19 protein-coding genes are annotated in these 24,126 nt (G+C 49.2%); 9 read left to right on the plus strand and 10 right to left on the minus strand.

Annotated features, from left to right (window positions below):
* Positions 1–167 precede the first annotated feature (167 nt).
* Positions 168–1,181 carry an RluA family pseudouridine synthase gene (locus tag ACO0K2_RS11415; protein ID WP_423018821.1) on the minus strand — a complete coding sequence of 338 codons (1,014 nt, stop codon included), beginning with the start codon at positions 1,179–1,181 and terminating at the stop codon, positions 168–170.
* A gap of 646 nt (positions 1,182–1,827) precedes the next feature.
* On the opposite strand from ACO0K2_RS11415, the gene ACO0K2_RS11420 reads away from it, so the two are divergent.
* The 5 genes from ACO0K2_RS11420 (at position 1,828) to ACO0K2_RS11440 (ending at position 9,230) form a co-directional block, all read left to right on the plus strand.
* A complete protein-coding gene (locus tag ACO0K2_RS11420; RefSeq protein WP_423018823.1) occupies positions 1,828–4,728 on the plus strand; it encodes an Rne/Rng family ribonuclease in 2,901 nt (966 codons plus the stop codon).
* A gap of 357 nt (positions 4,729–5,085) precedes the next feature.
* Entirely contained in the window at positions 5,086–6,210 is a 1,125-nt protein-coding gene (gene moaA / locus ACO0K2_RS11425) for a GTP 3',8-cyclase MoaA (RefSeq protein ID WP_423018825.1), read from the plus strand.
* Between the two features lie 44 nt (positions 6,211–6,254).
* Positions 6,255–6,860, plus strand: a complete 606-nt coding sequence (gene mobA, locus ACO0K2_RS11430; RefSeq protein ID WP_423018827.1) for a molybdenum cofactor guanylyltransferase MobA — start codon at positions 6,255–6,257, stop codon at positions 6,858–6,860.
* A gap of 1 nt (position 6,861) precedes the next feature.
* Positions 6,862–8,163: a gephyrin-like molybdotransferase Glp gene (glp, locus tag ACO0K2_RS11435; protein ID WP_423018829.1), complete on the plus strand. Its 1,302-nt coding sequence runs from the start codon at positions 6,862–6,864 to the stop codon at positions 8,161–8,163.
* A gap of 188 nt (positions 8,164–8,351) precedes the next feature.
* The gene (locus ACO0K2_RS11440) at positions 8,352–9,230 is read left to right on the plus strand and encodes a peptidylprolyl isomerase (RefSeq protein WP_423018831.1); all 879 of its coding nucleotides are present in this window, start codon (positions 8,352–8,354) and stop codon (positions 9,228–9,230) included.
* Positions 9,231–9,346: 116 nt separating this feature from the next.
* Here the strand turns inward: ACO0K2_RS11440 and rmuC are convergent, their stop codons facing one another.
* The 7 genes from rmuC to ACO0K2_RS11475 form a co-directional block, all read right to left on the minus strand.
* Positions 9,347–10,831: a DNA recombination protein RmuC gene (rmuC, locus tag ACO0K2_RS11445; RefSeq protein WP_423018833.1), complete on the minus strand. Its 1,485-nt coding sequence runs from the start codon at positions 10,829–10,831 to the stop codon at positions 9,347–9,349.
* 54 nt (positions 10,832–10,885) lie between these two features.
* The gene (locus ACO0K2_RS11450) at positions 10,886–11,320 is read right to left on the minus strand and encodes a group II truncated hemoglobin (protein WP_423018835.1); all 435 of its coding nucleotides are present in this window, start codon (positions 11,318–11,320) and stop codon (positions 10,886–10,888) included.
* 56 nt (positions 11,321–11,376) lie between these two features.
* Positions 11,377–12,024, minus strand: coding sequence for a glutathione transferase (gene yfcF, locus ACO0K2_RS11455; RefSeq protein ID WP_423018837.1), 648 nt, complete (start codon positions 12,022–12,024; stop codon positions 11,377–11,379).
* 68 nt (positions 12,025–12,092) lie between these two features.
* Positions 12,093–14,615: an ABC transporter permease gene (locus tag ACO0K2_RS11460; protein ID WP_423018839.1), complete on the minus strand. Its 2,523-nt coding sequence runs from the start codon at positions 14,613–14,615 to the stop codon at positions 12,093–12,095.
* 126 nt (positions 14,616–14,741) lie between these two features.
* Positions 14,742–15,983 carry a cystathionine gamma-synthase family protein gene (locus tag ACO0K2_RS11465; RefSeq protein ID WP_423018841.1) on the minus strand — a complete coding sequence of 414 codons (1,242 nt, stop codon included), beginning with the start codon at positions 15,981–15,983 and terminating at the stop codon, positions 14,742–14,744.
* A 130-nt stretch (positions 15,984–16,113) separates the two neighbouring features.
* The gene (locus tag ACO0K2_RS11470) at positions 16,114–17,229 is read right to left on the minus strand and encodes a patatin-like phospholipase family protein (protein ID WP_423018843.1); all 1,116 of its coding nucleotides are present in this window, start codon (positions 17,227–17,229) and stop codon (positions 16,114–16,116) included.
* Positions 17,230–17,371: 142 nt separating this feature from the next.
* A complete protein-coding gene (locus ACO0K2_RS11475; RefSeq protein ID WP_423018845.1) occupies positions 17,372–18,274 on the minus strand; it encodes an alpha/beta fold hydrolase in 903 nt (300 codons plus the stop codon).
* A 143-nt stretch (positions 18,275–18,417) separates the two neighbouring features.
* Here ACO0K2_RS11475 and ACO0K2_RS11480 point away from each other — a divergent pair, with 143 nt between their 5' ends.
* Positions 18,418–20,115, plus strand: a complete 1,698-nt coding sequence (locus tag ACO0K2_RS11480; RefSeq protein WP_423018847.1) for an acyl-CoA synthetase — start codon at positions 18,418–18,420, stop codon at positions 20,113–20,115.
* 52 nt (positions 20,116–20,167) lie between these two features.
* Here the strand turns inward: ACO0K2_RS11480 and ACO0K2_RS11485 are convergent, their stop codons facing one another.
* Positions 20,168–20,791, minus strand: coding sequence for a flagella assembly protein FlgT middle domain-containing protein (locus ACO0K2_RS11485; RefSeq protein ID WP_423018849.1), 624 nt, complete (start codon positions 20,789–20,791; stop codon positions 20,168–20,170).
* 293 nt (positions 20,792–21,084) lie between these two features.
* Here ACO0K2_RS11485 and ACO0K2_RS11490 point away from each other — a divergent pair, with 293 nt between their 5' ends.
* Together ACO0K2_RS11490 and ACO0K2_RS11495 are read left to right on the plus strand one after the other, a co-directional pair.
* The gene (locus ACO0K2_RS11490) at positions 21,085–21,639 is read left to right on the plus strand and encodes a GNAT family N-acetyltransferase (protein ID WP_423018851.1); all 555 of its coding nucleotides are present in this window, start codon (positions 21,085–21,087) and stop codon (positions 21,637–21,639) included.
* A 168-nt stretch (positions 21,640–21,807) separates the two neighbouring features.
* A complete protein-coding gene (locus tag ACO0K2_RS11495; RefSeq protein ID WP_423018853.1) occupies positions 21,808–22,443 on the plus strand; it encodes a GIN domain-containing protein in 636 nt (211 codons plus the stop codon).
* Positions 22,444–22,515: 72 nt separating this feature from the next.
* On the opposite strand, the gene ACO0K2_RS11500 is transcribed toward ACO0K2_RS11495, so the two are convergent.
* Positions 22,516–23,310 (minus strand): ferritin-like domain-containing protein, encoded by a 795-nt coding sequence (locus ACO0K2_RS11500; RefSeq protein WP_423018855.1) that lies wholly within the window; start codon positions 23,308–23,310, stop codon positions 22,516–22,518.
* Between the two features lie 197 nt (positions 23,311–23,507).
* On the opposite strand from ACO0K2_RS11500, the gene ACO0K2_RS11505 reads away from it, so the two are divergent.
* Positions 23,508–24,032, plus strand: a complete 525-nt coding sequence (locus tag ACO0K2_RS11505; RefSeq protein ID WP_423018857.1) for a gamma carbonic anhydrase family protein — start codon at positions 23,508–23,510, stop codon at positions 24,030–24,032.
* Positions 24,033–24,126: the final 94 nt, after the last annotated feature.

Raw genomic sequence — 24,126 nt, forward strand, 5'->3', positions numbered from 1 at the left:
TGGAATATTCGTTCAATTGATTTGACCTCGCACTCAACGAACTATCGTTGGCAAAGAATGTCATCACAATCCTTCGCGAGATCATGGCGTTCGTCCGCGCCGAACCGCAATGTTGAATTAGTTACTATTCAACAAGATCATATCATTAATAAACCAGTAAGTTTTTTTCACCCTTCCGCCAAGCTGCGGAGAAATGCGTCGCACTCCTTGGGTAACGGCGCATTGACGGTCGTCAGCTTGCCACTCTCAGGATGAGTAAAACTAATCTGATGTGCGTGCAGAAACATTCTTTTCAACGCGCCGCGATCTGAACTTGCTTTTTGCAGCGCTTTATTCAGCGGAAAATCGCCATATTTATCGTCACCCGCGATCGGAAAGCCACTCGCAGACAGATGAACGCGAATCTGGTGCGTACGTCCCGTCTTGAGTTCCGCTTCAAGAAAAGCAAAGTCCTTGAATTTCCGTTTGAGCGTAAACACGGTATGCGAAGCCATGCCATCGGCTTGCACCCGTACCCGGCGTTCTCCATCGGCGGTGGTGTATTTATGTAGTGGCAACTTAATATGCTGCCGCGCATTTTTCCAATCGCCCGATACCAGTGTGTAATAACGCTTATCTGTAAGACCATCCCGCATTTGCTCGTGCAAATTTGTTAACGCTGTCCGCTTTTTGGCAATCAATAACAACCCAGAGGTCTCGCGATCGAGTCGATGCACCAATTCCAGAAATTTCGCTTCTGGGCGTGAGGATCGCAATTGCTCGATGACACCATAGCTTACGCCCGATCCGCCATGCACTGCGACACCGGCTGGCTTGTCGATGATGAGCAAATGACTATCTTCAAAGACGATCGGAAATTCCAACTTCGGCACAACCTGCGTAGAGGCTTCTGCCATCCTAATTGGTGGTATTCTAACAACATCGCCCTCGACTAGACGGTATAGCTGGTCGATGCGCCCCTTGTTGACCCGTACTTCGCCAGAGCGCAATACACGATAAACATGGCTTTTTGGTACGCCTTTACAGATACGTAAAAGGTAGTTATCAATACGCTGTCCCGCCTCTTCTTCAGAGATCGTCAGCAGTTGGACTTTCGGCTGTGAGGCTGAAGGCTGCTCGTGGGAAACATTTTGCACCTGTTTTTGGTGCAATTCCCTATTAATTATCGCTAAGTCCTTCATTTTGAATATATAATCAGTTTCGCTTCAGCGTTTATGCTTTAGCAGTGTAAGAGAAATAAACAGCTATTTTACACAGGGGCCAGTCCATCAGCCTCGCCAGTTTGCAAATATGATGGAAAAGATGTGTATGCGCCCTCGTTTTCAGGCCAAGGTGGCGACCGAATGTTGCTATCGGGCACTAGTTTAACGAGGTTGTATCAGAGCGTTTGAAATGTAAGGATAAGTTGGGCAAGAGATGCTGGTTTAATTGTTAATAAGCATGCTTGCCTATGTTGATTTTGGCCTTAAGGCGATTCCGTCAGACACAACACAATAAGATGGTCTGACATTAAAGTTGCTCATCGCCTGGCGTTACACTTAGTTTTTGCACAAATAAAACTGAGATTGATAATGCGGGGGACATGTGCACTCGAACTTGTTACCAAAATCACACGCGCCCGGCGCGAAACAGAATTAGATTGATATTCATTGGAATGCAGCCTTGCTGCGCCGTCGATTGCTGAATGCAAAGCTACTCTGTTGCGCCACAGGCATTTCCCACCCCCTTCAAACACTCCGTTCTGGCATACATCCCGGCACTAGTAAAGTTGTTGCAACACTGAATGATGCAACAACAAAAGATGACCATCAGGTCACGGAGTAAAAAATGAAACGTATGTTGTTCAACGCTACGCAGCAAGAAGAATTGCGCGTTGCTATCGTCAATGGGCAAAAACTCATTGACATTGATATCGAGACCGCTGGTCGCGAATTACGTAAGTCAAACATCTACAAAGGCGTCATCACTCGTATTGAACCATCTCTCGAAGCGTGCTTCGTGAATTACGGTGAAGAGCGCCATGGTTTCCTGCCATTCAAAGAAGTCGCCCGCAGCTATTTCAAAGAAGGCATCGATGTTCGTAACACGTCCATCAAAGAAGCCTTACGCGAAGGTCAGGAAATCGTCGTCCAAGTGGAAAAAGAAGAACGCGGCAACAAGGGCGCAGCCCTGACCTCGTTCATCTCACTGGCTGGTCGCTACCTGGTCTTGATGCCAAATAACCCACGCGGTGGTGGCGTATCTCGTCGCGTTGAAGGCGAAGATCGTCAAGAATTACGTGAAACCATGGACAAGCTCGACCTGCCTACTGGCATGTCTGTGATTGCCCGTACCGCTGGTATCGGTCGTAACGTCGATGAATTGCAATGGGATTTAAACTACCTGATGCAACTCTGGCGTGCCATCGAAGGTGCAGGTAAATCTTCACCTGGCGCCTTCCTGATTTATCAAGAATCTTCGCTCGTTATTCGCGCTATTCGTGATTATTTCCAGCCTGATATTGGTGAAATTCTCATCGATACAGACGAAATCTACGAACAAGCGCAACAGTTTATGAGTCACGTGATGCCCGACATGGTGCATCGCGTTAAACGTTACAGCGATGACGTCCCGCTGTTTTCACGCTTCCAAATCGAACATCAGATCGAAACGGCCTATAGCCGCACTGTGCCTCTGCCATCCGGCGGCGCAATTGTGATCGATCACACAGAGGCTTTGGTTTCTGTTGACGTTAACTCGGCACGTTCGACACGCGGCGGTGATATCGAAACGACAGCATTTAATACCAACTTAGAAGCAGCAGAAGAAGTAGCGCGTCAGTTACGCCTGCGCGACTTGGGTGGTCTGATCGTGATCGATTTTATCGACATGGAAAACGCAAAGAATCAGCGTGAAGTAGAAACACGCTTGAAAGACGCTCTGCGTTACGACCGTGCTCGCGTACAAATGGGCAAGATTTCCCGCTTCGGTTTGATGGAATTGTCTCGTCAACGTCTGCGCCCATCATTGTCAGAGGGTAGTCATGTCACATGCCCTCGTTGCAATGGCACCGGACACATCCGCGACACAGAGTCCTCAGCATTGCAAGTCCTGCGCATCATTCAGGAAGAGGCAATGAAAGAGAATTCAGCCGCAATCCACGTGCAGGTACCTGTGGACGTTGCTGCATTCTTGCTCAATGAGAAACGTGGCGAGATTCTGAAGATTGAAACTCGTCACCGCGTCACCGTTATTCTGATTCCGAATACCCATCTGGAAACGCCACACTACAAGCTTGACCGTCTGAAACACGACGATCCACGCTTGGAAGATCACCATGCTAGCTACGCCATGGCGGAACAGGCAGACACAGATATCGGCTACAGCAAGCGTCAAAAAGAAGATGTCAAACCTCGCCAAGAAGCGATGGTGAAAAGCATCACACCTGAAACTGCGCCAATCGTTGAACGTAAAGAAGTGGTTGCGCCGGTTGCACCAGCTCCAGTTGCAGCACCTTCTCAGGGCTTCTTTACCAAGCTGATGGGTTTCTTCTTTGGCAAGTCCGAAGAAAAAACAAATACCGTTGCGACACCGCCTGTCGAAGAAAAGACAGCAGATCGTGATCGCAATGGTCGCAACCAGCGTAACAACCAGCGCAATCGCAATCGTAACCGCAGCAACCGCGATCGCGACCAAAGCGAAGAGCGTGCAGCAGTAACAACGCCAGAAAAAGCGGAAGTTGCTGCAAAAGCACCTGTTGCTGACAATGCGCGTCCACCAAAAACGCCAAAGCAAGCTCGCGAACCACGTGAACAGAAAGAGGCGCAAGAAGGTCGTCGTGAACGCCAGCAACGTCAACGCGAGGAACGCAAAGAAGCGCTGCTGACAGAAGCAAAACCTGAAGAAGCAATTCAGAAACATGCAGACCCCGTTCCTGTCGAAGTGATCCCTGCGCAAGCAACTACTGAAACGCTCAATCCAGCGATCGAAGAAAACGCAGAGCAAAGCGAAGAGCGTCGTCGCCGTCGCCGTCGTGGCGGTCGCAACCGTAATCGTCGTGAGCGTGAACCAGGTGAAGTCAATGAGCAAGGCGAGTTAGCAATTGAATCAGCTGACGAATCTGCAACGACAGGCACTACTCATGAAGCAGGTGTCGCATTCGTTCAGACTGAGGCGACGAGCGCCGCAGCACCAGCAGTAGCCGAGCACATTACTGCGCCAGCCCCAGTATTTGTGCCAGTGGCAGCAATGACACCAGCACCAGTGATGGTGGCGAGCAATCCTGAGGCGATCGTCCCAGCGGTGCACACAGAAGCTCCAGCACCAGTCGCTGAGCAGACAATTGCCGCGCCAGTCGCACCGGTCGCACCTGCAGAAGCGATCACTGCGAGCACTGTTGCAGTCGTTGATGCTGTCGTTGATGCTGTTACTACCGCGCCAGCTGCGGAAACGACAATCGCCGTTGAACCGATTGCTGTCCAGGCAACACCTGTCGTCGCTAGCGAGCCAGCTACTGCACACGTCGCGCATACCGCGCCACAGAGCACAGCAGCCATCATGCCTCTCGATCAATTGAACGAGATGCTCAGCGCTGCAGGCTTACAACTGGCAAGTACTGATCCAGAGAAACTGCGTATTGCACAAGAAAGTGCAAGCAAAGTCACTCCTGCGCCACGCGTGCCACGTGAACGCAAGCCATTGCCACCAGTACCGACAGAACCTTTAGTTTTGGTTGAAACTCGGCGTTAATTGCGGTACCAAGTGTAAATAAAAGTTAAACCGGCAAAGCACCAACGCTTTGCCGGTTTTTTTTATCACGAGCAGAACACTGTAAAAAAAATGGATTGTTCAGCAAGCCACCTCCATCGCAGCCATAGCACTGATCAAAGATAGTTTATTTTCTTTTAAAATCAGTCTCTTACGCCGTCTACGCACCACCCACCTCCTGCCTTTTTTTCATCCACTCATTCAGCATCCGCTTTATCCGTTCAAAGATTAAAAAAACGACGTCCGTTCGCGACCAGTGGGCGATTGGTGGCTCGTACTCGCAATTTTTATTATCGTGGTATTGTGCTGAATTAATCGAATTGATTCCAAGTTGCTCCTATGACGGAAAAATTTATTCCGCTGATTGATGTTCGCCGACAGCAAACATCAATCGTGATTCCTGACACCCTGACAACACCTAACGGTACGTTGACCGATGCTCTTTCTCGGCCATTGCACGACCTGCGCATTTCAGTGATCGATCGCTGCAACTTTCGCTGCGTGTATTGCATGCCAAAAGAGATTTTTGATAAGGACTATCAATATCTCCCGCATTCTTCATTACTGAGCTTCGAAGAGATCACGCGCATTGCGGCAATATTTCTTCGTCACGGCGTTAAAAAAATTCGCCTGACAGGTGGCGAGCCATTATTGCGTAAAAATATTGAAGGTCTCATTGCGATGTTAGCAAGTTTAAGGACAGTCGATGGATTACCTCCTGACCTCACCTTAACGACAAATGGATCATTGCTTTTAAAGAAAGCAGCATCATTAAAAGAAGCCGGTCTTCACCGACTGACCGTGTCGTTAGACTCGCTCGACGATGCCATTTTTAAACGAATGAATGATGTTGACTTTGCGGTCGCTGATGTCCTCAAAGGAATCGATGCGGCAGAGGCAGCAGGTCTCGGACCAATCAAAATTAATATGGTTGTCAAAGCAGGCGTCAACGATCACGAAGTCGTTAATATGGCGCGTTACTTCAAAGATACGCCACATATTCTTCGTTTCATCGAGTATATGGACGTCGGTGCCTCCAATGAATGGAAGCGAAACGAAGTGATCTCGTCAGATGAAATCATCGCTCGGCTACATGAGGCAGGGATGCCGCTGACGGCACTCCGCGCACAGTACGCCGGCGAAACCGCCGAACGGTGGCAGCACAAAGATGGAACAGGCGAGATCGGCTTTATCTCCAGTGTCACTAAAGCTTTCTGCCATGAATGCAGTAGAGCCCGCTTATCAACAGAAGGAAAGCTCTACACCTGCCTTTTCGCGGAATCAGGACACGACCTGCGGGAATTGATACGCAGCGATGCGATGCACTCCGATTTGGCGATTGCCAATGTGATTGCGTCTATTTGGCAACGCCGTACCGATCGTTATTCTGCGCTACGAACAATCACAGCAGATCACACACCAACGACTAAAAAGAAAATAGAAATGTCGTATATTGGTGGATAATCCGGCTCATCTGTACGTAGGCAGCGACTAGTTTCGTTTAAATCATGATTGAAAAACATCTCATCACAGGCTTGATTCTTGCCGGGGGGCAAGGTACCCGGATGGGACGCGTCAATAAAGGCTTGCAGATCCTTGACGGCAAGCCCATGGTGCAGCACGTACTAGAGCGACTCAATGATCAAGTCGGCACAATGCTGATCAATGCCAATCAAGATCTCGCACGTTATGCAGAATTTGGTGTGACGGTGTGCCAAGATATCACCGAGGGATTCCCTGGGCCACTAGCAGGGATTGAAGCAGGTCTGCGGCAATGCGATACACCTTTTTTATTATCGGCGCCCTGCGATTCTCCCTTTCTGCCGCTTGATTTAGTGCAGCGCTTGTCCGACGACTTACTAAGAAAACAAGCTGACATTGCCATCGCGACGACAACGGAGCAAAAACATGGAACAACTTATTGTCAGCGTCATCCCGTTTTTGCATTAATGAATGTCTCGGTTGCCAATCAGCTTAGTCAGTTTATCGTTGGCGGCGGTCGCAAAGTAGACCTTTGGCTAGACCAGTGCAAGACGGTCGAAGTAGCGTTCCCGGATAGCCATCATTTCCTCAACGTTAATACGCTTCACGAATTACAACAATTTTCAACCTGACATGAATCAGCAACCATCACACGCGAGAAGTTTGTCGGACATTACCAACCAGATCGCCGATTACAACCCACGATCACTCTCGGTCGCTCAAGCTTCTGACATTATCCGCCAGTTCGTCACCCATCAGCACACTACTGACCTCGTGCCGATTCTCGAGGCACTAGGACGCCATCTCGCGGAAGACGTCATTTCGCCGATCAATGTCCCCGCCTACGATAATTCAGCGATGGACGGATTTGCGTTTGCGTACCCACAGCAACTTAACGTACCCACCGACCAGTTCCAAATTATTGGTACCGTTCTGGCTGGACACATGTTTTCTGGTGACGTCAAGCCTGGTCAATGTGTGCGAATTATGACTGGCGCAATGATACCCGCCGGTTGCGATACAGTCGTACCGCAAGAGTTGACCGAGAAGGTCGACGAACATGCTGTGCGCATTCCCTTAACAACCCTCAGACGCGGCGCCAATCGTCGCCACGCAGGCGAGGATCTCTGCGCTGGCAAGGTCGCCCTTCCACAAGGGAAAATCCTGCGTCCAGCCGATATCGGCTTACTAGCCTCCTTGGGGATCAGTCAAGTTCAGGTGCGACGTCGTCTTCGTGTCGCGTGTTTCTCGACGGGCGATGAATTGCGCCGACTCGATGAGCAACTCGACATCGGGTGCATTTACGACAGCAACAACTACACCTTACAGGCGATGCTAACAAGACTCGGCTGCGAAGTCATCAATATGGGCATTATCAAAGATGACCCAGTCACCTTAGAGGCGAGTTTTCGCGAGGCGTGTGCATCGGCTGACTTGATCATCACCTCTGGTGGCGTCTCTGTCGGCGTCGCTGACTACACAAAGCAAGTCATGGCCAGCCTCGGCGATGTCGCTTTCTGGTCGATCGATATGCGCCCCGGAAAGCCAATGGCTTGCGGAAAGATTGTTGCCGGCGATAAAAGCGCATTCTTATTCGGTCTTCCGGGAAACCCGGTGGCAGTCATGGTGACATTTTACTTTTTTGTACAACCAGCGATCCGTCAGCTCATGGGCGAGTTACAAACGCAACCGGTCATGACTCCAGCGATCAGCAAAGAAACGATCAAGAAGCGTGCTGGGCGCACCGAGTTTCAACGTGGCATCGCAACCCTGAATCAAAATGGCGAATTGGAAGTAGTCATTACCGGCTCACAAGGCTCTGGCATGTTACGATCCATGGCAGAAGCCAATTGCATCATCGTTCTCCCTCACGAGCAGCAGGATGTGCATGCAGGAGAAAAAGTGATGATCACGCTGTTTGAAGGATTGGTGTAATAAACGACGCCGGTGAAAAGATTTGTAAGTCCTGTTGAATAGTGACAATGCTTACTTTAAAGTAAATAAAGTAAAAATATAAACAATCTGTAATAATCGTCACTCAATGTGACAAGAAATACAGCGATAAATGCAGCAATTTATGCATCAAGCGAAGTACAATTCGTTTTTTAGTTATGGAGATTAGATTGAAAGCTTCAACGTGGTTATTGGGTGCCTTTGCATCCCTCGCATTTCTGAGCGGCTGCGGCGGTTCGGGCTCGTCTTCTGGCACATTAGCAACGGTGTCCAGTGTCAGTATCACGCCGACACTCAACACATCTCCCACTGTCGTTGCCTATCGTCAAACCATCACCATGACGGTCAATGGCCAAAACCTCCTGCAAGGCATCACTATCAATAATCCAGGTTGTACTAACCTCACCGAGGTATCTGGCGGCACAAACACGCAGCGAACCTATACTTGCAAAATCATCCGCGTCGGTCCGTTCGACATGACAATTACCAACGGAAATAGTGCTCAAGTGTATTACGCTGCTTTTAGTGTACCGCTGGCAGCACGCCCACAAGTGACCCTTGCTACTACGCTGGGTAACTTGGTGATCGAACTCAATCCAGGTGCAGCGCCAATCAGCGTTGATAACTTCCTTGATTACGTGGAAACGAAATTTTACGACAACACCTTATTCCATCGTGTTGACCAATATGTCGCTCAAGCTGGCGGGTATAACACGAGTTTGACGGCACTGACCCCGACCTATTCTGCCATTTTGCTTGAGTCAACAACAACGTCTGGTCTGAGCAATACGTATGGCACGATCGGCATGGCAAGCACAAGTTCGATTAATTCCGCAACATCCCAGTTCTATCTCAACTTGGTCGACAACAGCACTATTTTCAATGCCAACGCATCGACGGGCGCAACAGGTTATGCCGTGTTTGGAACAATCGTGAGCGGCTTTGATGTGCTCAATAAGATTAGTCAGGTTCAGACATCGGTACAAAATAGTCTACCGACCGTACCTGTAACGCCAATTATCATTAATACAGCGACCAGAACGCAATAATTCCTCATCAATAGGATCGACAAGGTCTGCAAATTCAAATCACGACAAAGTAAAACGCCAAGCTAACAACTTGGCGTTTTACTTTGAAGAACGTCAATTACTGAGTGGACCACCTGCTACTGGTCATCCTGATCGCGATCTATCGACACACCTGCACCGCCTAATAACGTCGTTGCTGCTTCGCTTGGCAATGCTTCCACATCTTTGAGCTTACGTGTCATCTGGCGTGTTCTGACTTCTGCCTGATCGATATTTTTTGCAGCGCGTTCAAGCGTTAATTTCGTCGCTGCGAGAACATCGCCGAACTTCCCGAACTCTGTCTTTACCGCACCTAAGACTTGCCATACTTCGGAAGACCGTTTCTCCAACACCAGTGTTCGGAAGCCCATTTGCAAGCTATTCAGAAGCGCTGACAACGTGGACGGCCCTGCAATTGAAACGCGACAGGTCCGTTGCAATTCATCCGCCAGACCGGGGCGACGCATCACCTCTGCGTACAAACCTTCTGTCGGCAAAAAGAGGATCGCAAAATCCGTTGTCAGTGGTGGAGACACGTATTTCTCTGAGATGGTCTTTGCCTCACTCCTGATCGCCCGCTCTAGCTCTTTACCATAATTAGCGACCCCCTCCGCATCAGCCCGCTCCGCCGCGTCGAGCAACCTTTCGTATTGTTCTTTGGGAAACTTCGCATCGATAGGCATCCAAACTGGGGTATTGCCTTCTTCCTTGCCGGGTAGCTTAATGGCAAACTCAACACGCTCACCAGTCCCAGGGATCGTCTCGACATTTTTCGCATACTGGTCTGGCGTAAGCATTTGCTCCAGCACCATCTCCAATTGCACCTCGCCCCAAGTACCACGAGTCTTTACGTTGGTGAGCACCCGTTTGAGATCGCCGACGCCGATCGCTAACTGCTGCATTTCACCCAAACCTTGATGAACCTTTTCCAAGCGGTCAGAGACCAACTTGAACGATTCACCCAATCGCTGCTCTAGCGTTGCATGTAACTTTTCATCGACGGTTTTACGCATCTCTTCCAGCTTGCTCGCATTTTCTGCTTGGAGCTGTTGAATTTTTTGCTCTAAGGTGGCACGAATCTCACCCATTCGCTGTGCGTTTGACTCAGTCATGCTGACCAAGGTCTGATTTAACGTATCAGCGAAAAGCTTGAGGCTATTTCCCTGCTCCTCGCGGGCGTTTTGACTTTGCTGGATCAATGCGAGACGCATCTGTTCAAGCTGTTGCGCATTGCTTTCACTGAGTTTCAATAATTGCTGAGAAAAACCGTCAATTTGACCTTTTTGCAAGGTCGCGACGCTCGTCAACTGACTCGCCAACCCTTGCTGTAGTCGAGAAAAGTTTGCCCCAAGCTCTTGCCGCGTCGCCAACGCAGTAGATTGCACTTGTTCGCGCAACGATCGTTCGGTGCGTTCGTCGCTCATCAATTGTTGCTGCTGTGATGTTTGAAGAAAGTGTTGCAATGCCTGTAGATCGGCACCTTGTTGATCCTGGCTCGTCCGCGCTATACGCATCAAGATCACCAGGTTAAGCACCAATAACACCAACAAACCAGCCAGCAAAACCATCTCAAAAGTCGTCATGAATCAATCAATAAAAGAGTATAAATAAGTGTGTTACGTTACAGCTTGATATTGCTACCCTGGGGTGTTTCGCATCCAGTCTGCAGTCTGGTAAAAAGATTGCATTAAATGTTGCTGCAAGCCCTCTTCAATACCCACATCCTGCATCGCCCACGCCATGCAACGCAACCACTGATCACGCTCGGCACTAGCGATGGCAAAAGGCAAATGGCGCGCACGCAATCTCGGATGACCAAACTGGCTGATATACAAATCAGGGCCACCCATCCACCCAGATAAAAACCAGAATAGTTTATCGCGAGAGCTGTCTGTCGGTGTCGGATGCATTGCCCGTATCCCTGCGAACTCAGGCTCAAGTTCCATCAGATCATAGAAACGATCCACCATGTGACGCAGGCTTTCAGCACCGCCGATGAGTGCATACAAATTCGATTTTTCTTCTTCCACATCACTTGAAACAGCGTGTGGCTGGTTTGATTCTTGACTCATTACTTCTCACAAAAAAATAACTGACGAACAAATCGGTCAGGTGAATGAAATACAGATTACGACGCTAATGCGGGACGATCGTGAGTCATCCACCGCTGCACTGATTCACGTTCAAATTGCAGTCGCGCATAATCGGCCAAACGTTGTGGAACCTGGTCTCCATGCATCACCAAGCGGTTCAGCATCAGCGCAAGCTCAGTATCGACAATGCTCCAGCGACCAAAGAGATGGGATTCCCCCACTGGTAGCAAATGCTCTACCACGCTGAATAAGTGCTGGGCGGCGCGCATTGCCTCATCCGACAAAGGAGCGAATCGCTGTCCATAAAAAAGGACTTGGGTGTTCCGCTCTGCCCTGATTGGCAATAAATCGCTGCGCAACCACGCTTGTATCTGGCGCGCTCTCGCCCGTTGTTGACGTTCGGCTGGATACACCGCTGTATCAACAAAGGTATCATCGAGATACTCAATGATCGCTGAAGACTCAGACAAACTAAAGTCGTTATGTGTCAACGTTGGGACACGCAAAGTAAAAGATTTTTCTGAGAAATCCTGCTGATGATTCTGCTTTGAGATCAGATCGACCATCTTCAGTTCAAATGGTAAATTTTTTTCTTGCAACGCAATGAATGCAAACATCGCATAAGGGCTGCACAGTTGATGATCAACGTACAAACTGAGTTTTTGTTCTGATTGAAGTGACATAAAAATCCTTACACAGGTTTAATCTAACAAGAGCACATCACACCGCCACGTTATTCACTGTGACGCCATTAACTGTTACGCAAGCTCAATAACGGCGGTTGGTTCAACACATGTCGCAGCCCTACCCATCCACCGAACAAGGCACATACCGCGCCTGCAGACATACCCACTACCCACACAAGCGGCGAGAACGACCATTCAAAATGAAAACTAAAATGGGCAAGCGACCATCCAATTGCAGTAGCACCCGCGGCGGCAAGCATACCGGCGACGCTACCGATCAACAAAAACTCGATCCACTGCGAATACGACAACTGCTTGCGGGTTGCACCCAACGCACGCAAGAGCGCTGCTTCTTTTTGGCGAACATCTTGCGATCCGGCCAATGCGGCGTACAGCACTAAGACACCCGATGCCAGCGTAAACAGAAAAAGAAATTCAACCGCCGTGATCACTTGGTCCAAAACGTTTTGAAGCTGTTTAATGATCGCACCTACATCAACAACCGTCAGATTAGGGAAATCTAATGTCAGTTGGTTCACGAATTGTTGATCTCTCGGTGGCAAACGAAAAGCTGTGATCCACGTCGCTGGCAAATCAAGAATCGCCCGGGGATTGAGCACCACGAAAAAGTTAACGCGCATGGAACCCCAATCTAACTTACGTAAGCTCGTCACTTTTGCAACCACCTGTTGACCAGCAACATCGAAGGTCAGCTTATCTCCCAACTTCAATTGCAGGGTTTTGGCGATACCGACCTCAACCGAGGCCTCTGGCTCTGCGGCATGCTTATCATCGAACCATGTTCCAGCTGTGATCGTATTGAGTGTGGGAAGATCATCCATCGCAGACAGGTTAAATTCACGGTCGACCATACGCTTTGCTTGGTCGTCCTGATAACTGTCAGCAGTGACGTTGTTGGCATTGACGGCAACAAGTCTGCCACGGATCATCGGGTACATTCGCGGATGGTCAAACGCAGCAAGCCGTTTTGCGATGTCGTCAATCTGATCTGGTTGAATATTAATCACAAATTGATTGGGCGCATCAGCTGGTGTCGACTGTTTCCAAGCCGTGACCAAATCCCCCCGTACCACCGTCAATAAGAGCAATGCCATCAATCCCAATGCGAGCGACACAATTTGGATCACAGTCGCACCTGGACGACGCTGCAATGCCGTCACCGCGAAACGCCATGCTGCAAACCGGAACGCATGACGAACGCGTTTTAACAAGAGAACGACAGCCCATGCCAAGAGGGCGAAAATCGCCATCCCCGCTAAAAATCCTCCGGCCGTAATCAATCCAAGTCGAACGTCGCCGGTCTGCCACAATAACAATCCGACAAACATCACAAGACCCAAGACATAAGTCGCTATCGTCATCGCCTGTGGTGCATCTTGCTCACGCCGAATCACACGGTTATGCGGGACGTTTCTCAATTGCAGAACAGGTGGTAACGCAAATCCAATCAAGAGCAACAATCCGGTCGCCACGCCGTGCACCGCGGGGAGCCAACTCGCCGCAGGAAGATCTTTTGCGAGTAAGCTACCCAGCCACTCGAGTAGCACATAGTGCGCGCCAAACCCGAGCGCAACGCCTGCCATGCTTCCCAATAGACCCAACATGAGAAACTCAAGTAAATACATGATCGTGACTTGGTTCTGTGTCAAACCAAGACAACGCAACATCGCACACGCATCCAAGTGCCTTAGCATAAAGCGCCTTGCTGCCATGGCGATCGCAACAGCGGCGAGCATCGCCGACAATAAACTGACCAAGGATAAAAACTGCTCAGACCGATCGAGCGTTGCCCGCATTTCAGGTCGTCCCGACTCCAACGACTCTAGCCTGACGCCTTTCAGTTGATTCTTTTCGATTTGTTCCTGTAGCTGCGTCTGGAATGTGGCAATCGATTTTGTCGGACCTGCCATTAGTAAGCGGTAGGTGACGCGAGAACCATTTTGTATCAAATGCGTGGCAGGTAAATCACTTGCGGCAATCATGACACGTGGCGCAAAGTTCATAAAACCAGCACCACGATCAGGCTCATCAGCAATTGTTCGCGTAAAAACGAACGACATGTCGCCTAGACGAATGCTGTCACCTGGCTTGATTTGAAGGGCAACCTGTAACGCAGGATCAATCCAGACAGTACCACTCGCTGGGATCTCATTTGTTTCCACTTCTTGCGTGGCAGCATCTGGTGCATTCGATCCGATTGAATGTAACTTTAATTTGCCGCGCAAGGGATAATGCGGACTCACGGCTTTCAAAGAGACGAGCTTCGCGATCGCATGATCGCCCTGACCAGCAATACCCATACTGGAAAACACGACCGTCTCAGCAATCGCCAGACCGCGTTGTTGCGCGTCCGAACGCCAATCGGCATTAATCGGCTGATCCGCACTGACCAGTAGATCGGCCCCAAGTAACTGGTGCGCGTCGCGCTGAAGTCCGCTACGAAGACGATCAGCAAAAAAACCAACGGAGGACAAGGAAGCAACCGCAATCATCAATGCAACCAGCAAAAACCGCAGCTCACCCGCCCGCCAGTCACGCATCATCATGCGCAGGGATAGTCGAAACATCTTTACCTTTCGGTTCAGCCGTGTTTTTGGCTAAATCAGTCAGTCAATCAATTATCATCACAACCTTGTCATGCAATCACGCCACTACTCATTTACTCTGTTACTCAGTAGCATGCGACAATAGCGTTATCCATTGAGTGCTTGAGAAAAGTCGGACAACAAATCTTGCGTATCTTCGATACCAACAGAAATCCGGATCAATGAGTCAGCAATGCCCATTTCCGCACGCTGTACCGGTCCCATTTCAAAGAAAATCGTGTGGGCCACTGGAATAACTAAGGTCCGCGTATCCCCGAGATGCGTCGCATTAATCGCAAGTTGAAGACGGTTTAAATAATCAAAGCAATCAATTTCTGGCGCTAACTCAATGCTTAAAAGCGCGCCATAAGCACGGAATAATTCCGTCGCGATGGCGTGTTGCGGATGAGACGGCAACCCAGGGTAGTAGACGGCCGCGACGCGTGGATCGGCCTCCAACATCGTTGCCAGCGCCAGCGCATTGGCGCATTCGCGTTCCATTCGCAATGCAATCGTCTCTGCGCCAACAGCAATCTGATGCGCCGCATCAGGCGACAGCGTCGCGCCAAAATCACGCAGCCCCTTCGCACGAATTTGCGCCATGCCTTGTTGCGCAGCCGGTTGTTTGCGGAAATTATCAGCAATGTTCGGAAAACGACTCCAGTCAAATAATCCCGTGTCCGTCAACGCCCCACCCAGGACATTTCCGTGACCAGCAATGGATTTGGTCAAGGAGTTCACGACCAAGCCAGCCTGCACTGCCTTTGGGCGGAACAAATAAGGCGAAGTCATGGTGTTATCAACGACAAACAAAATCCCACGCTCGCGGCACAATTCACCGATGCGCTTCAAATCTGCAATTTGTGTGCGTGGGTTGGCGATTGTTTCAACAAAAACAACGCGTGTTTCAGGCTTGAGCGCCGCAGCAACATGTGCCACATCGGTTGCATCGACCAGACTCAGATCGATTCCCTGCATTTTTGCTGTTTGCCATAAGCTATTGGTATTACCAAATAAGAACTTAGAAGAAACAACATGGTCCCCCTGCCGCAATAATGCTTGGAATACCGCGCCGATCGCTGCCATGCCTGTGGCGAAGGTGATGCTCGATGCACCGCCCTCCATTTTGGTGATTTTGTCTTCGAGCGCAGAAACAGTTGGGTTACCCTGACGACCATATCGATAGCCCGATTGCTTCCCTTGAAACACCTGCGCCAAATCACGGGCGTCTTTATAGCCAAATAACACCGAATTATGGATGGGCTTATGAACAGAGCCGTGTTCAATGTCTTTTTGACGGTCGCTATGGAGGATGGTGGTAGTAAAGCCGTAGGAAGTTTTATCGTTCATCGTAAGATCACTGGAATAGAAATATCGGAATGCTGCGCTGCAATTACATAAGTGTAACGCAGAAGCATCAAACATACCGCAATCTCATCCGGTGTCGCACCATCCAAGGTACATTCCCTCGAGGCAACGATTAGCGCATTTTTCCCGCATCAAAGGCGGCGATCGCTTTCTGATAACCGTAGCGCCATTGCAAATGAATCATCTCAACAAAGTCTTCGTGACGCTCTGGTACTTTGAGGGATAAACGGTTCCGCAACCAGAATAATTGCTTACTGATCTGATGTTTGACGAGCGCGGTCTCCATATCCGCCGTATCGATCCAATAGTCGGCTGATTGTGTCAATACGTGCTGCAGCCGACGATTACCATCAATTCCCAGGACAAGACGTATTGCAGGCACGTCAATAAACCGGTTATATCCACCTTTACGTTCCATGATGACTTCACGCCCTAATTTGCGCGCGATTTCAATCGGGAATAAATCCAATACCCCACCCATGTAATAGTGAGACCCGATGGGGTGACATTGGAAGTAAAACATATCTGCAATCGAGGCTCTCACGGCATCCGCAACAGGGGTCTGCGTATCAACAGCCAGCGCCTCAGAGACTGCGCTGTGCCCATAATGGCGAGACCCGATGGGGGACTTCATCCCGTTGAGCAAACCAGCAACACGCTGGCCAGAGAAAATCGTTTCCTCGTAGAGTTTTCTCCCGGCTCTTAATTGCCCTACCTCGGAAGGAGAAAACAATAAGCGCCCTGCAACAATCGCCAAATCAGGTGCGTCAGTATCCTCCATTCTCTCTGGCAGAGGCAGTACAGCAGGGATGTCAAATAAATAGTCATTGAATAAATCAGGGATACGCTTCACATCATTGGCCAACAACGCTCGACGCGCGACGCCACCGATTGCTTTCAACAAACTTTTTTGAGGATTCGCTTGCAAGCCACGCCAAAAATGATGCATCTCAGGCGACGTCAACCACGCCAAGCGCGTCGCATTGTCTGGTAGATGGTGAATGATTGTTCCAGCAATCGCCGCCCCACAACTCGCCAAAATAACATCTGGTTTTTTGCCGCGCTCCTGGCATGCAGCGTAGATCCCAAGGTAATAGCCAAACCGAAAGCCGCCACCAGCCATTACCAGACAACGCTGATATGGTTGCGCTGTCGATACCGACGATGAAAATGATGATGGCGCAGTGCCATTGACATGAGGGAATTGAATACTCTGCTCTGCTGACAACGTTGATCCTTTTATTCACCGAAAACACCTTGGTAGCGCGTTACATCGCCAGCAGGTACATGAGTCATTCTCTATTTTTTAACGCTAACAAATCACCTGTCGCAACGTCAAACGCCATTGCCCAGACGAAGACGAAGGGGTACTATTTTAGCAAAAAATCTTCGATCAACTTGGCTAGCAATGCAGGCTGATCGTGGTGCAGCATATGTCCTGCGTCCATAATCATTTCCTTCTGCAAATGGGGAATATGGGAAAGGCGTCGATCGATCTCTTTTTGTGCTTCTTCTTTGGCCCCCATCCAATGCCACACATTGGTATCGTCGGCTTGCATCCACAGTACCGGCGCAGTGATTTGCTGCCAGCACGCCATTACCTCTTCAACGTGGAAGAGTAAAGGACTTGTTTGCTTGTGTGCAGGATCACCGAGAATCTCCCAGCGCCCTTGCGCATTTTCTTTTGCCCAGAACCCGGATAAAAATGCAGCCCGCTCGTGGGATAGACGTGGATTTGTTTTTTGAAGACGCGCGGCCACCTCTGCCTGAGAAGCATAAGTACGCAATACGGGCTTTTGCCGCAATTCATCCAACCACTTGCGGTAGCGACCAGGCGCTTGCTCGGGGAACGTCGTGGGCAAACCAAATCCCTCTAAATTGACCAAACGTCGAACGCGCTCTGGGCGCGTACCTGCGTACAACCCCACCACATTGGCTCCCATGCTGTGCCCCAGCAGATTGATCGCGCCATCTGGCGCATAGTGATCCAGTAAGGCATCAAGGTCGCCAAGATAGTCAGGAAACCAGTAGGTATCCGTACCGGGAGTCTCTGTTAATCCAAACCCTCGCAGATCTGGGGCGATGACATGCCAGTCCTGCTGTAAATGATCAACGACAAATTGAAACGATGCCGATACATCCATCCACCCATGCAGCATCACAATCAGCGGCGCGCCTTCTTTTCCCCAATGACGAACGTGATATTGCAAACCACGAATAGCAACAAACTCGGAGCGGGATTGCACGACGGGTGATGTAGGAGAGGATGTCATAACAGATGAATTTTTTTCACAAAGTAGTGGCACGCTGACGAGAACACGTCAATATGCAGTAGCATGTCATTCACGGCAAACCATGCACTCGACAACGCCAACACACAATAGAACGACCGTTCGATTATTATAACGGAGACCGAATGAACGTGCAGGAAATAAGTGTCAATCAAGGGGCGGATGATGAATACCACACCCTATTCAACGAATTTCACTGGGAAGTCCCAGAACGATTCAATATCGCTGAGGTCTGTTGCCGTCGGTGGTCCGACGAACAACATCGACTGGCGATCCTTCACGAAGACGAAGCAGGAAACTGCCAAAAACTCAGCTATCGGCAACTGTATCAACAAGCTAATCAACTGTCCAACCTACTGCGACAGCAAGGTGTAGAACGCGGTGATGTCGTTGCTTGCATCATGCCTCAACGCCCAGAGATGGCAGTGACCGTCATGGCGTGTCTACAGATGGGGGCCATCGTCATGCCCCTCTCCTTTTTATTTGGCCCTGATGCATTGGCCTACCGGTTGCAGCACAGCGACGCCTCTACGCTCATCCTCGATCAAAGTGGCGTTGAAGCGTACATGCACATCGCAGACAAGTGTACGAAGCTTAAGACGGTCATTGGTGTTGATTGCCAACAAGTACCGAAAAATTTCGCTGCCTTAGAGTGGGAAACCTACGTCGGCGAGATGTCAAAAAAATTTACCCCTGAACAAACCAGAGCCACGGACCCCGCTATTCTCATCTACACCAGTGGCACGACAGGAGATCCCAAAGGCGCGTTGATTCCACATTCAGCGATTCTGGGTAATTTACCTGGGTTTGTCGCGTCTCAAAATTGGTTCCCACAAGAAAAAGACGTCTTTTGGTCGCCCGCCGACTGGGCTTGGACTGGCGGCCTGATGGATGCCCTCTTGCCAACATTGTATTTCGGCAAACCCATTGTTGCTTATCAAGGTCGTTTCAGCGCAGAAAAAGCATTTTATTTGCTTCAAAAATACAAAATCACGAATACGTTTCTCTTTCCAACGGCTTTAAAAATGATGATGAAGGCATACCCTTCTCCGCGCAAACACTACAAACTCAAGTTACGTGCCATCATGAGTGCAGGTGAATCCGTTGGAGAGACTGTATTTCACTGGTGTAAAGAAGGACTCCGCGTCATACCAAATGAGATGTTTGGACAAACGGAAGTGAACTATATCGTCGGCAATAGTCACCGCTGGCCCGCGAGACCCGGTAGCATGGGGCGTCCTTATCCTGGACATCGCGTCGCAATCATCAATGAATCGGGCGATGTGGTGGCACCAGGTGTCCTCGGTGAAGTGGCGATTAACCGCAACGACGTTCATGGACATCCCGACCCGATCTTTTTTCTAGGCTACTGGAAAAATGATACCGCGACGCGCGAAAAATACTGCAAAGAGTGGTGTAAAACAGGTGATTTGGCGATCGCCGATGATGACGGCTATTTATGGTATCAAGGACGGGCTGATGATATGTTTAAAGCAGCCGGTTACCGAATCGGCCCCTCTGAAATTGAACATTGTCTCATTCAGCACCCCGCTGTTGCCAATGTCGCTGTCGTTCCGCGTCCCGATAAAGAACGTGGCAATCTGGTCAAGGCTTACATTGTGTTGAGTGCCGGTTATGCGCCACAAGAAAAACTCATTAAAGAGCTTCAAGAACACGTCAAAGGAAAATTAGCGCCGTACGAGTATCCGAAAGAGATTGAGTTCATTGATGCACTACCAATGACGACGACCGGTAAAATCCAACGTCGTGTATTACGATTGCAAGAAATCGAACGCGCAGGAATCCGTGATCGTCGTTCATAGATCCAACGTGTATCAAGTAGCTCCAAGCAGCATCAAGTAGCATCAAGTAGCATCAAGGGCGGGTGATCAGGCGAGTTCGGATCACCTCACCTGCCTGCTCAATGACGGCGTCAATGGCTTTTCCAAATGGCACCGCACGGAACGACTCGCCATCAAAGGTACGGTCTTTGCCGATCGTTACCTCTCCACTCGCTACTTGATTAAATTTGAATTTTTCAATTAGCACCCCTGCTTTGGCATCATAAACCGAGATTTCCACACCAATTTCGCGGGATTTTTTTTCCCACAAGCCAAACATCGTTGGAACGCTCTGAATACCTGCATTTCGAATGTCTCCCGAAATCACATAGCGAGCGTCATATGCTGCGGCGACTTGGGCAAGCATCTTCGTTGTCGGCGGTGTCAATTCCCAGTCGTAAGACAGGAGCTCGGGTGTCATGCGCACGTAGAACTGTTGGTCTTGTTCAAGTCGCCGTGCTAACTCTCTTGGAAAACCAAGCGCAATATCATCAATATCAGTGACTTGGGTGGGATGATTCACGGCAAAACCGGTCATCAAAATACTTCGCCCAGGATCGCGCGCCGGAATCAACGACTGCGCCATGAGACTAGCTGGCACAAGATGAAGTGCCAACATCAATAATACGGACGTCCAACTGCAGAGGCGCAATCGCATAAGCATATCCTCTCGGAAAAAGACAATATAGAGATTGAAGGTACAAAGACCCCGCAGTTATGGTCTCGTGATGAATGACTTACCGCAAACCCGACTGCGAGCAACTACATCAAGACAACAAAGTCAAAACAACACCTCCGAGAGGATGCCGATGAGCGACAGCGCAAATGAAAGATACAAGGACGTTATCGACCACAATTCTTATTTCATTAGTATGCTTACAAAAAAAGATGTTGCATTTAAATTATCTTTTAAACTAAGATTCAGAGCTAAATTGATAATATGATCAGATCATGTCCTCCACAACATCCATTCAAATTACACCAGCACTGCCCAGCCACGCAGAAGCCGTGCTCGCGTTCGAACTCGTCAATCGATTTCACTTTGAACAATGGATTGCCAGTCGTGGCGATCATTTTTACTCAGTTCAAGCGGTTCAACAAAGTCTTGAACAAGCGCAATGGGCCGCCCAAGCGCAACGAGAGTGCCATTACTTGGTGTGGATAGGCAATGAGATTATCGGGCGCGTTACTCTCAGAGGTATCGAGCGAGAACAGTACTTTAAAGCTTCGCTCGGGTATCGATTTAGCGCTGAACACGGGGGAAAAGGCTACGCAACCCGAGCCGTCAATGCCGTCTTACAGCACGCGTTTAGCGAACTGAAGCTCTGGCGTATTGAGGCTATGATCATCACCGATAATCTCGCCTCGATCGCCGTCATCAAAAAATGTGGATTCACACAGTTTGGCCATTCGCGCTCGGCGGTGAAACGACATGGCCAGTGGAAAGATCTCTTTTTATTCGAGAAACATGCTGATAGCACCCTCGATAGCGTGAAACGCGCTTAAAAATACCGTTCAGGCAGATAATTTTGCAGTTCATCGCCGAGGGATAGTCACAGACTAGGTAAAAACTTATACTGAATGTAAGTTTTAATAACGACACCAGCAAACGCCGTGCGTATTCCATTGAAATACTTGCGACGCCGAATTTCATCGAATAACGGAGAACCTACTATGCGCCCCATTCTGACTACTACCTTCCTTAGCGTATCACTCGCCATGATCAGCAGCCTTGCCTTTGCGGATGAACAAGCTCGCAATGTACCCGCATTCAATAGCATCAGCACCCAAAGCGCGTGCAAAATCACAATTGAAGTCGGGAAAACACAATCGGTGACACTCAAGGGAGACAGTAAATTTATCGAGAAATTTTCCACTACGGTGTCAGGCAATGAACTCGTCATTACCGAAAAAAACAAAGTGAGTCTCAAGTATCTCAGTACCGATGAAATTATCATTACCGTCCCTGAATTGAAACGCGTTACATTCCAAGGTGCCGGTTCCACTAAAATTAACAACCTCAATGGCGATGAGTTCGAACTTTCTTATGAAGGTGCGGGTAGTTTGACAGCGAACGGTAAGGTGCGACACATAAAAATTCGCTCTAAAGGCGTCGGATCTATTGACATGAAAGATGTCTCAGCGAATGATGTCGAAGTAAAGGGTGAAGGTATTGGCTCGATTACCGTTACGGCATCCGATCGTTTGAACGCCGCACTCCAGGGCATCGGCAGCCTCACTTATTTCGGTCACCCAAAAACGATCAGTAAAGCAATAGAAGGCATCGGTAGCATCAAAGCGGGTGATTGAAACGTCTTCACCTAACGATTACGCAGAGTGTGGCTCTGAAGTACCGGCTTCAGAGCCTTTTTTTTAGGCGATTCAGACCTCTGTCGATTCTTGTTGGGATAATGCTACTAATTCAGCATCACTAAAACCCGCCTCTTTACGCGCATCGAGATTAAATGGCCCCCTCAGTTTAGGGGCTTTGTAGCGTTGTGCTAATTGTGCGTAGGTCTCTATCGTATCAATGCCTTGTAACGCACATCGTTCGTTGTACCAGTGATTGCCTATTGCAACATGCCCTATTTCATCTCGGTAGATAATTCCCAAAATCGCTGCGCCAGCCTGATCGCCTGCCTGTGCTAATTTCGCAGACAAGCCTGGGGTCACATCCAAGCCGCGTGCTTCTAGGGTACGTGGTACCAATGCCAAGCGAGCAAGCAAATCATTATTTGTCTTTTCAGCCATCTCCCAGAGACTATTGTGTGCAGGGAATGACCCATAGTGGTATCCCATCGACTGTAAATGACCCTCTAACAGTTGAAAATGATAGGCTTCTTCTTTCGCTACCTTGAGCCAATCGCGGTAAAACTGTGGCGGCATGCCAGGAAAACGCCACAATATATCCGTAGCAAGATTAATCGCATTCATTTCGATATGCGCTAAGGCGTGGATCAGAATTGCGCGCCCCTCTACGGTGACCATAGAACGTCGCCCTACTTTACCTGGGGCAATCAACTCTGGTTTTTCTGGACGTCCCGGCACACCCGAAGGCACCTCAAACTGCCGTTCAACATCAATCACAACATCATCAGGAATGGCTTGGAGAATCATGCCTTTGTGATTGGTGTCGGTTGCAAGTAAAGCTTGCAAAGCTGCAGCGCGTAATTCCATTAAAAACCCGTTTTCTACTGAATCATTTTTCGTTTAATTCAACGCAAGGGGCGCGACGGCGTTAAAATAGCACGCTCGCACACCACACTTGCGCAGCCATTTCTGGTCGACACGTCAGTATTGATATCAAATCAATAAGACGTAATACGCGGAATGGATGCCATTATCGTTATCAGCCTCTATTTTACGGAAAAATCATGCCCATCTACCAATTAGGTGACATCGCACCGGATATCGATCCTTCGGCCTACATCACTGACACGGCCAACATTATCGGCAAAGTAAAAATAGAAGCCAAGGCAAGCATCTGGTTTGATGCGACTATTCGTGGTGATAATGAACTCATCACCATCAGTGAAAACAGCAATGTCCAAGAAGGTTGCATCCTTCACACGGATCCTGGTTTTCCATTAGTGGTTGGTAAAAATGTCACAATTGGTCACCAAGCAATGCTCCATGGTTGCACGATTGGTGAAGGCTCGCTGATTGGCATTCAAGCCGTCATTTTGAATGGTGCCAAAATTGGTAAAAATTGCCTGGTAGGTGCTGGCGCACTGGTCACGGAAGGAAAAGAGTTTCCGGATAACTCCCTCATTATCGGCTCCCCCGCAAAAGCAGTTCGCACATTGACCGAGCAAGATTTGCGAGGCATGCACCTCAATACGGATAACTATGCGTATCGCGGACAATTGTATAAAACCGAACTCAAGCGGATTGACTAATCCTAGCGGGATGACTGTTCTCGCTGCAGAACAGAAGATGTTATCCGCTAAAGTTCTACCTGCTCTCAAGTAACTGAAGTACCTGTATAGAAAC

This window comes from Undibacterium sp. MH2W (genome assembly GCF_049340215.1).
Taxonomy (GTDB): Bacteria; Pseudomonadota; Gammaproteobacteria; order Burkholderiales; family Burkholderiaceae_D; genus Undibacterium.